Origin of the sequence: Pseudoalteromonas sp. S4741, from assembly GCF_005886135.1 — a bacterium.
GTDB lineage: Bacteria > Pseudomonadota > Gammaproteobacteria > Enterobacterales > Alteromonadaceae > Pseudoalteromonas > Pseudoalteromonas tetraodonis.
This window is the reverse complement of sequence record NZ_PNCN01000094.1, coordinates 1-6,460: the sequence shown is the minus strand read 5'-3', so window position 1 is coordinate 6,460 and position 6,460 is coordinate 1. Positions and strand designations below refer to the sequence as shown.

General features: G+C 41.7%; 6 protein-coding genes. All 6 read right to left on the bottom strand.

Translation table 11 applies throughout. The annotated features are described in order from the left end of the window. Positions 1–824, bottom strand: an 824-nt coding sequence (locus tag CWC30_RS13235; protein WP_138627321.1) for an IS4 family transposase, incomplete at its 3' end; no start/stop codon positions are given. Between the two features lie 143 nt (positions 825–967). Beyond that, positions 968–1,159 (bottom strand): carbon storage regulator CsrA, encoded by a 192-nt coding sequence (gene csrA / locus CWC30_RS13230; RefSeq protein WP_004587515.1) that lies wholly within the window; start codon positions 1,157–1,159, stop codon positions 968–970. Between the two features lie 90 nt (positions 1,160–1,249). Then, on the bottom strand, positions 1,250–2,467 hold the full coding sequence (locus CWC30_RS13225; RefSeq protein WP_069439194.1) for an aspartate kinase: 1,218 nt from the start codon (positions 2,465–2,467) through the stop codon (positions 1,250–1,252). Between the two features lie 6 nt (positions 2,468–2,473). Continuing rightward, positions 2,474–5,074, bottom strand: a complete 2,601-nt coding sequence (alaS, locus tag CWC30_RS13220) for an alanine--tRNA ligase (protein ID WP_138627320.1) — start codon at positions 5,072–5,074, stop codon at positions 2,474–2,476. A 19-nt stretch (positions 5,075–5,093) separates the two neighbouring features. Continuing rightward, complete coding sequence (locus tag CWC30_RS13215) at positions 5,094–5,546, bottom strand: regulatory protein RecX (protein ID WP_024601253.1); 453 nt, start codon at positions 5,544–5,546, stop codon at positions 5,094–5,096. Next, on the bottom strand, positions 5,546–6,334 hold the full coding sequence (locus CWC30_RS13210; RefSeq protein WP_138627319.1) for a BPSS1780 family membrane protein: 789 nt from the start codon (positions 6,332–6,334) through the stop codon (positions 5,546–5,548). The genes CWC30_RS13215 and CWC30_RS13210 overlap by 1 nt, the downstream gene beginning before the upstream one ends. Between the last annotated feature and the right edge of the window lie 126 nt (positions 6,335–6,460).

Here is a 6,460-nt window from a genome sequence, read left to right as displayed (position 1 = left end):
AGCCTTGCTTGCCATGTATCACCTAGGTAAGGGGCTGATTTCTTAGCTTGTGGTGAAATAGGCATTGTTATTAAGTGGTCGTAATCGCTAAATGACTCCGTTATTTCATAGCGCATTTTGCTTTTGATGGGTGTAAGCCAATGATGATTTTCGCTAACGCCTTGCCAGCTCGTAAATAGTTCAGCCGAAAAGAAACCTCTATCAAATAGCGTCAATGAATATTCAGGTGCTGAGCCAACAAGCTGTTGAGCATAATGAATTTCACTTTGAGTAATGGGGCCAAACGCTGCATCGGATATTAAATGCGTTCTTGTCGACATCAAGGTCACAGCAAGTACTGAGGGGAAGTTTGTTGTCGATTGAGCATAGCCAAAGTGACGGTTACTCGGTGTATCTTGAGTTTTAAATTGTGTACCGTCAATGCTGAGCAGCTTTAAACCACACACGTCATCAAAAGTTTGCGACTGCTCCCACTGCGTTGCTGTATGTTTAAAAAGGTGTTTCATAGGCGCTGCGCCTAGCTTTTCTTTCCCTTTTATAATACTGCTAGTCGCCAATGGTGGGAGCTCTCCTTTAGCGTCAGGAAAAGCGAGCTCTAGTTTGTCACAGACTTCAGATATTGAGCGGTTTCTTAATAAACCAATCCCTAATACAAGCCAAGCAGCTTGCTCGGCGGGGAAACGTCGTTTACGCACAGAGGCTCTCCCTGTTTGAGTAACGGCTGCTTCAATCCACTCAAGGGGAATATGCTTAGTAAACGAATCAATATCACGATCTTGGCTAAACTCAGTAGTAAGGTGTAATTCTTTAATAAATTCAGACATAAAAATAGGCCACAACTTTTGTTGTAGCCTATTATGAAGCCTCTGAAAGATCGTTCAATTAACTTAAACGATCCGCATTACTCAGTGAGTGGCTTTTACAAATGTCATAGTTATATTAACTAGCACATTTTATACTATGTTGATTAAGCATTGCCCGGATTAGGGTTAGACTTTTCAGCTTGTATGCGCATGTAAATTTCTTCACGATGAACTGATACGTCTTTAGGTGCGTTAACACCGATACGAACTTGATTTCCTTTAACACCCAGAACAGTAACGGTTACTTCGTCACCAATCATCAGGGTCTCGCCTACTCTACGAGTTAGTATTAGCATTCTCTTGCTCCCATGTTCCAATAAAATTATAAGATTCCGAACAAACAGTTTAATTAAAATTAGACTAAAAAGTAAGTAAAAACCCTCAATCTATTCATTTTCTGTTAAAAATGTCTTATGTAATGCACGAACAGCCAGCTCGAGGTATTTTTCATCTATTAAAACTGAAATTTTGATCTCTGAGGTGGCAACAAACATCACATCAATGTTTTCTTGTGCTAACGAATCAAAAAATAAGCTCGCTACCCCGGAATGAGATTTCATCCCCATACCCACCGCTGACACTTTCGCCACATTGGTCAATCCGTCAATTGCCTGTGCATCAAATTGCTGTTGCTCAGCCGTTAACAAATCAAGTGCGTTTAAGTAATCATTTAAATGCACAGTAAAAACATAGTCGACTTTTTCAACTTTATGATTAATTTGATTAATCATATCTATTTCGATGCCATTATCAGCAAAAAGTTTCAAAACTTTTGCAAGATGTTTGGTGCCTTGCGGCATTCCATGCACCTTAATTAAGCACTCATCTCGATTAAATGCAATACCCGATACGACATTGCTTGTCACGTCGCACTCCTCAAAACTAATTAACGTGCCTTCATCGGGTTTAAAGCTAGATAACACCCGCAGAGGAACATTGTGTTTACCAGCAGATTCTACAGAGCGAATATGTAACACTTTAGCGCCTAAACTTGCCAGCTCAAGCATTTCGGCAAAGGTGACATGACTTAAACGTCGTGCATTAGGTTCCACACGCGGGTCTGTAGTATATACGCCATCAACATCGGTATAGATCTGACACTCATCGGCTTTTATTGCACCCGCTATTTCAACCGCAGAGGTATCGGTACCACCACGCCCAAGTGTCGTCACATTACCCTCAATATCGCGCCCCTGAAAGCCGGCAATAATAGCAATGCGGTTGTGTTCAAGCTCATGTTTTAAACGCGTTGCTGCAACGTCTTCCACCCGCGCTTTACCGAACATGTTATCGGTTAATATATTCACCTGATCGGCTAACAAGCTTACCGCAGAATGACCGCGTTTAATAATCGCCATCGCTAATAAAGCTATAGAGACTTGTTCACCGGTACTCAGTAATACATCGAGTTCACGACTACTCGGGCGAGAGTCGATTTGTTTGGCAAGATTAATTAAGCGATTGGTTTCTCCCGACATTGCCGAAAGCACCACAACCACTTGGTGGCCTTGTTGCTTAGTTTTAACAACAAGGTCGGCGACCGCTTCAATACGCTCTATTGAGCCTACCGAAGTGCCGCCAAATTTTTGAACTATAAGTGCCACTTAAGCTTAAGTACGCTCAGTTAACCAAGCTGTTACGCTATCAAGTGCTGCTGTTAAATTTTGTGGCTCAGAACCACCCGCTTGCGCCATATCTGGACGACCGCCGCCTTTGCCACCGACTTGGCCTGCCATGTGATTAACTAACTCACCCGCTTTTACTTTGCCAGTTAAGTCTTTAGTTACACCCGCAATTAGGCTTACTTTGTCGCCGCTGGCAACACCTAAGGCAATAACACCTGAGCCAATTTTATTTTTAAGGTCGTCAACCATACCGCGAAGCGCTTTTGATTCTGTGCCCTCAACGTTGGCCACTAACAATTTAACCCCGTTAATTTCAACCACTGAATCAAGTAACGATGCACCTGCCGCACTGGCTAGTTTATCGTTAAGCTGGGCAACTTGTTTTTCAAGCCCTTTCGACTTTTCAAGCAAGGCAGTTACTTTTTCAAGCACTGACGTATTGTCACCTTTTACAAGCGCTGCAACATCAGCTAATTGTTGCTCTTGCTCGCTTACATAAGCAATTGCCTCTGCACCTGTTACCGCTTCAATACGACGAACACCGGCAGCAATACCGCTTTCAGATACAATTTTGAATAAACCAATATCACCCGCACGCTCTACGTGTGTACCACCACAAAGCTCAATTGAGTAATCACCTATGCTTACTACACGTACTTCGTCATCGTACTTTTCGCCAAACAATGCCATAGCACCTTTTGCTTTAGCATCTTCAATTGCCATTAGCTCAGTATTAAGTGCAAAGTTACGACGAATTTCGTCATTTACTACACGTTCAATTTCGCGCAGTTCTTGTTTGGTCACAGCTTCAAAATGAGAGAAGTCAAAACGCAGACGATCTGGCTGCACAAGTGAGCCTTTTTGCGATACGTGCTCACCTAAAAGCTGACGCAGTGCTTCATGCAAAATATGTGTAGCGGTGTGGTTTTTCTTAATGCTTTCACGACGCGCATCGTCAATGGTCGCATCCACTTTATCGTTAACGCCAATACGTCCTTGAACTGTTCCATGATGAGCAAAAGCATTACCCAATTTAGTGGTATTCGTTACATTAAACTCACCACCGGCAACAGTAATTGTTCCGCTATCACCAATTTGGCCGCCTGATTCAGCGTAAAACGGAGTACGGTCTAAAACAATAATACCTTGCTGACCATCTTCTAATAACGATACCGATTCGCCACCGGCAAAAATTTCTACCACAGTGCCACGGTAATGATTACTATCATAGCCTTTAAAATCAGTGTGCTTATCTGATTTTAATTGCTCATTATAATCTGCACCAAATTTGCCTGCTTGCTGTGCTGTTTTACGTTGCACTGCCATACATGCTTCAAAACCTTGATGGTCAATGGTCATTTGGCGCTCTCGCGCTACATCGGCTGTTAAATCGGCAGGGAAACCATAGGTATCGTAAAGTTTAAATACTAAGTCACCTGGGATCACATCCCCGGTTAAATCACTCAAGCTTTCTTCTAAAATAGCTAAACCACGCTCAAGCGTTTTACCAAACTGCTCTTCTTCAATACGCAGTACTTTTTCAATAATTTCTTGTTGCTTAGCAAGTTCTGGGTACGCTTGACCCATTTGCTCAATAAGTGCAGCAACCAATTTATAGAAAAACGCGCCTTTAGCACCTAACTTATTACCGTGACGTACTGCACGACGAATAATACGACGCAATACATAACCACGGCCTTCATTTGATGGCATAACCCCATCTGAAATTAAAAACGCACACGAACGAATATGATCGGCTACCACGCGAAGCGATTTATCATCCATATCTTGTGCATTAGTAACGCTTGCAGCGGCCGCAATTAAGCCTTGGAATAAGTCGATTTCGTAGTTTGAATGCACACCTTGTAAAATAGCTGAAATACGCTCAAGGCCCATACCAGTATCAACAGATTGCTTAGGAAGTGGCAGCATAGTTCCGTCGCTTTGACGGTTGTATTGCATAAATACTAAGTTCCAAATTTCAATGAAACGGTCACCATCTTCTTCAGGTGTGCCAGGAGGACCGCCCCAAATATGCTCGCCATGATCATAAAATATTTCAGAACATGGACCACAAGGACCGGTATCACCCATAGACCAAAAGTTATCGCTCGTTGCAATACGAATAATACGATCTTCAGGTAAGCCTATATCGTTAGCCCAGTAGCCAAAGGCTTCTTCGTCATCATGATAAATAGTTACTAACAGCTTTTCTTTTGGTAGTTTTACAACCTCAGTTAAAAACTCCCACGCAAATTTAATTGCATCTTGCTTAAAGTAATCACCAAAGCTGAAATTACCTAGCATTTCAAAAAAGGTATGATGACGTGCTGTGTAACCTACGTTTTCTAAATCGTTATGTTTACCACCAGCGCGCACACAACGCTGCGAACTAGTTGCGCGTGTGTAAGGGCGGCTTTCAGCGCCTAAAAATACATCTTTAAATTGCACCATACCGGCATTATTAAATAACAACGTGGCATCGTTACCCGGTATGAGCGAACTAGAAGGAACAACTTGGTGTTGCTTGCTGGCAAAAAAGTCTAAAAACTGTTGCCTAATTTGTGCGGTAGTCATGTGCTGCATGTGAAAGTCTCACCTGTATTTACTGTGCTTGCATTGCAAAATTTATTTGATCATAGCTAAATCCTCGATACATTAAGTAGCGCACGCGCTTAGCTTTTTCTTTGTACTCGAGGTTTGCCGGTGTCGTTGAATATTTTTTGTTGTACGCTTCCTGCGCGAGCTCAAACCAATCTATTTCCAGCTCTTCAATCACTGTTTCAAGCAGTGCTCTATCAATCCCTTTACTCATGGCCTCACTTTGAATTCGCTTTAAGCCATGGCATTTAAATATGTGCTTTCTTACAAACCCTTCACAGTAACGCTGCTCGTTAATAAAATTGTGCTTTTCGCACCAATCAAGCAGGTTTTCTATGAACTCGTCGGTTGCTTCTCTTTGCTGTAACTTTTGGGTTAACTCTCGGCGCGAATACTCTTGCCTTCCTAGTAACCAAAGCACATAGTTTTTTAACTTTTGTTTTAACGTATCATCCATTAAGCGTCAAAGCGCCCGCTTTGCTCGCTACTTAAAGGCTTAATGTTACTGTCATCACTTGGTGGCACAACGGGCATAAAAATAGCCTGATAAGAAACAAAGAAACTAATGTAGCAAATTGGCATTAAAATCAACAGCGGTAGTAGCGATAAGAACATCGACAACACCATTAATAATGCGCAAATAATACCATAAACACTCAGTGGTAAAATATTATAATAAAACACCATAAACGAACTTTTTAAGGCATTTAAAATACGTTGTTCTTTATTAAAGTAAACCAGCGGTACCGCATAGGCAAACGAAGTAAAGTAAATTGAGAGCGCAATTAAAAACAGTGCCACATTGGCAAACGAAATACTCTTAAGCATTTGGCTAATTGCTGTATTAGGATCTAAGTCAGGCTGCGTCATAACCGCCATCGCATCGGCAAATAACCCATTGGCGAGCAGCGCAATTAAAATACCGGCACCCATTTGATAAAGCGCTAAGCGAAATAAGCCTAACCGATTTCCTTTTGCTGAAAAGGGCTTCAAAATGTCGGCTAACATAATTTTTCCGCCTTGCTGCTTGGTAAGCACGGCTTGATAAAAACCAGCGGTTAAAAATGGTGTAGCCAATGCTGCGACTATTTGTAATAACGGCAAAAATAAAGACAACAAGCCAACAATGCCAATAAACAAGTGCATAAAGATAAAGGTTAATGGCTGAGTTTTAAAAATTAGCCAACCCGCTTTAAACCATTTTAATGCCGCATCCGCTTTAAAAATTCGTAATTGTGTAGACATACTTGCTCTTAATTAAAACAAAACACGCCGAGTATAACTCGGCGTTGGTTGGTATTACATAGGTGGCGGCGATAAATGCCGTTAATATTAGGGTCTGTTGCCCTTTACGGATTAAAATTTGTTCAA

Coding starts and splice junctions, on each gene's coding strand:
- alaS (WP_138627320.1), bottom strand. CDS start 5,074: ATGCAGCACATGACTACCGCACAAATTAGGCAACAGTTTTTAGACTTT.
- CWC30_RS13210 (WP_138627319.1), bottom strand. CDS start 6,334: ATGTCTACACAATTACGAATTTTTAAAGCGGATGCGGCATTAAAATGG.
- CWC30_RS13215 (WP_024601253.1), bottom strand. CDS start 5,546: ATGGATGATACGTTAAAACAAAAGTTAAAAAACTATGTGCTTTGGTTA.
- csrA (WP_004587515.1), bottom strand. CDS start 1,159: ATGCTAATACTAACTCGTAGAGTAGGCGAGACCCTGATGATTGGTGAC.